This window comes from Gilliamella sp. X-57 (assembly GCF_057063565.1).
In genome coordinates this window covers 1-2,969 of sequence record NZ_JBXSQI010000046.1, presented here as the reverse complement: position 1 = coordinate 2,969, position 2,969 = coordinate 1, and the positions used below count along the sequence as shown (strand labels likewise).

Genomic DNA, 2,969 nt, shown 5'->3' with positions numbered 1-2,969 from the left:
TAACCCAAATATGGGGCACGGTATGAATAGCGCGATATGGTTAATGATTAACTAGCTTTAAATTGCGGTTACCTGATAGTGAGACATTTCCTTGGCTTGCTTGCTCGACAAAGTCACCCCACCAGTCAAGCATAATACGCTTTTGATGTTCATATTCTGCTTTGTTGTAAGCTCGCCTTACTGCGTTTTTATCAACATGGGATAACGCGCTTTCAATGACATCATAATTAAAGCCTTGTTCGTTTAAAGCGGTACTAGCTAAAGCTCTTAATCCATGCGCAACTAACTTATCTTTGTATCCCATGCGCTTTATTGCCATGTTAGCGGTTTGGCTACTCATTGGCTTGTTATAAGGTGGTCTTGCTGTTGGGAAAACAAACTCGCTTTTATGATTAATAGATTTCATTATCTCAAGTATTTTTATTGCCTGCGGTGATAAAGGTATATTGTGTGGTCTATCCATTTTCATGCGTTCGGCAGGAATACTCCATAATTTTTTATCTAGATTAATTTCTTCCCACTTAGCCCCTACGGCTTCACTTGGTCGCGTTAATGTTAATAACTGCCATTCAATCACGCATCTGGTTTGCAATTCAATCTTTGCCATAGCTAAAGCTTGCATGAACTGCGGTAACTCAGTAAGGGGAATAGTTGGCTGATTTTTTACTTTCGGGCTATTAAATACGTCGGTGATTTTGGCTAGAGGGTTATTATCGATAATTCCCATATTGACAGCATAATACATTATTTCATTAATTCGCCGACAAACTCTTTTTACTGTTTCGTATTTATTATTGTTATTTAATGGCTGTAATGCGTTAATCGCTTTGATAGCTGTTACTTGGTTTATTGGAATATCTTTTATATAAGGGAAAACATGGTTTTCTAATGAACGCCAAGCCTTTTTGAGTGTTTGTTCTTCTAAACTTTGTTCTGTTTTGAATTTGAACCATTTCTCAGCTATAGCGTAAAAGGTATTATTACAAGCTTCTTGCTTACGTTGTTCTTGTTCCGCTTTGTGATGTTGTGGATCTATACCTTGCTTTATTAATTCGCGCGCTTCATCTCGTTGTTTTCGCGCTTGTTGTAGCGATGTTTCTGGGTATTTACCGAAAGATAATAATGTCTCTTTATGTGATATTGGCTTTTTATATTTAAATCGCCATAATTTAACCCCTGTCGATTTAACTAACAAAAAAAGACCTCCACCATCAAAATACTTTTTATCCTTACTAGTGGCTTTTAATGCTTTTATTTGTGTGTCAGTTAAGGGAGTTGTTTTTACAGCCATTTTTCACCTTTGGGGGTACGCAATAATAGGGTATTTAATTATACCCCCAAATATACCCCCATTATTTTTGGTTGTAAATGTACCTTACTGATACTTAATGGGCAATAAAATAGACTTTGAAGCTTGTTATTACTGGATTTGGTGTGCTTTTTTGGGTTTAAAAGAATGTTACTGTTTATTGATTTGGTGCCGTGGGCGGGACTTGAACCCGCATGCCCTTAGAGCACTACCCCCTCAAGATAGCGTGTCTACCAATTTCACCACCACGGCGCCGTTTTTATTCAGGAATATCCGATGTTGGATTTTGTTGTGTCGGTTGAGCAATAGGTGCTGTGGTTTGTTCTGCTCCACTTTCATTCTGCTGCGTCGTTACTGGTACGCTATCTTCAATGTTGTCAAATTCGTGATTTGAAGCTGCATGAGGCTTACTGCCTAAATTCGACAATAGAATGCTAATGACAAAAAACAAAATACCTAATAACGTTGTTGTACGAGTTAAAAAGTTACCACTTCCTGAAGAACCAAACAAAGTTGCTGACGCACCCGAGCCGAAAGAAGACCCCATATCTGCGCCTTTACCTCGCTGAATCAAAACTAAAACGATAATTACCAAAGCGATGATCAAATAACTTATAATTAGAAGTTCGTACATTTCAACCTGTCAATTTTACATGTTATACAACAGAATCTATTGGTGCGGAATATTAGCGAAAGACAGACCAACAAGCAAGTAAAATTTCATGGATTATCGGTTTATTTTGAAAAATATCTCTTTTAATCAATCAAAAATTGCCAATTTTTAAACTAAAATAAGCCCATCCTTATCTATCACCTTAAATTGCGTTCAATTTAAATTAAAGCCATTATTCCTTACATACTGCATGTAATTGCTGTTCTTTTCACCATGCTTGAATTTGCCTTATCCAAGCGTCAATCACATATCTGTTAGAAAGCTCTGGTGTAAATATCCCAAACTTAGTACAAGATTCAAGTAGAAAATCATGCTGCTTGTTTTAGTGTTTTATACTCAATCGGTGTCATGTTATTTAATGCCTCATGCGGTCTTTCGGTGTTATAAATCGTTAACCATTCTTCGGTTATTCTCCTTGCTTGCGCTAAGTTGTTAAAAAGATATCACGATTAAAGTCATCGATGACATTGAATGTCCTAAAGCGACGCTGATTACGACTACTGTCACTCATAAAATCCATTGACCAACATTCACCTTGTTTATTGGGCGCTAATAGCCTTTCTGGGCTTCGTGAAGGAATGCGCTGTTTACGCTTTACCCTAAGATTAAGCTTTAATTGGCAATACACCCGATACACCCGTTTATGATTCCATTTATAGCCGAGCTTTCTGATGCGATTAAAACATTTGGGAAAGCCCCAGCGTAAATGCTTGTCAGTGATAGTACTTAATACTGATATAATCACCGAATCATCCGGTAATTTAGGTTGATAATAGTAAGCACAGCGACTTAAGCCAACAATGGCACAACTCATAGCAATAGTAACTGGATAATTTTGTTGTAGTTGCTGTGCCCACGTTTTACGTGCCTTTGTGGGCACTAAAGCTTTTTTATAATTTCTTCCTGAAGCTGGGATTTTAAGCTCAGTTTGGCAAACATCTGCTTAAGCTTGCGGTTTTCGGCCTCCAGCTCCTTTAAGCGTTTGAT

Annotated in this window: 4 protein-coding genes and 1 tRNA gene; all 5 read right to left on the bottom strand. The window is 37.5% G+C overall.

What is annotated here, in order from left to right; genetic code table 11:
- Positions 1 to 40 precede the first annotated feature (40 nt).
- Positions 41 to 1,291 carry an integrase domain-containing protein gene (locus ACYIAL_RS12590; protein ID WP_483751880.1) on the bottom strand — a complete coding sequence of 417 codons (1,251 nt, stop codon included), beginning with the start codon at positions 1,289 to 1,291 and terminating at the stop codon, positions 41 to 43.
- A 184-nt stretch (positions 1,292 to 1,475) separates the two neighbouring features.
- A tRNA-Leu gene (locus tag ACYIAL_RS12585) sits at positions 1,476 to 1,561 on the bottom strand.
- Positions 1,562 to 1,568: 7 nt separating this feature from the next.
- Entirely contained in the window at positions 1,569 to 1,943 is a 375-nt protein-coding gene (gene secG, locus ACYIAL_RS12580; RefSeq protein ID WP_174796648.1) for a preprotein translocase subunit SecG, read from the bottom strand.
- Between the two features lie 347 nt (positions 1,944 to 2,290).
- Positions 2,291 to 2,392, bottom strand: coding sequence for an integrase core domain-containing protein (locus ACYIAL_RS12575; protein ID WP_081297626.1), 102 nt, complete (start codon positions 2,390 to 2,392; stop codon positions 2,291 to 2,293).
- A 14-nt stretch (positions 2,393 to 2,406) separates the two neighbouring features.
- Positions 2,407 to 2,862, bottom strand: a complete 456-nt coding sequence (locus ACYIAL_RS12570) for an IS3 family transposase (RefSeq protein WP_483751879.1) — start codon at positions 2,860 to 2,862, stop codon at positions 2,407 to 2,409.
- Positions 2,863 to 2,969: the final 107 nt, after the last annotated feature.

Excerpts from the sequence above, each read along its gene's own strand:
- ACYIAL_RS12590 (WP_483751880.1), bottom strand. The coding sequence starts at position 1,291 with ATGGCTGTAAAAACAACTCCCTTAACTGACACACAAATAAAAGCATTA.
- secG (WP_174796648.1), bottom strand. The coding sequence starts at position 1,943 with ATGTACGAACTTCTAATTATAAGTTATTTGATCATCGCTTTGGTAATT.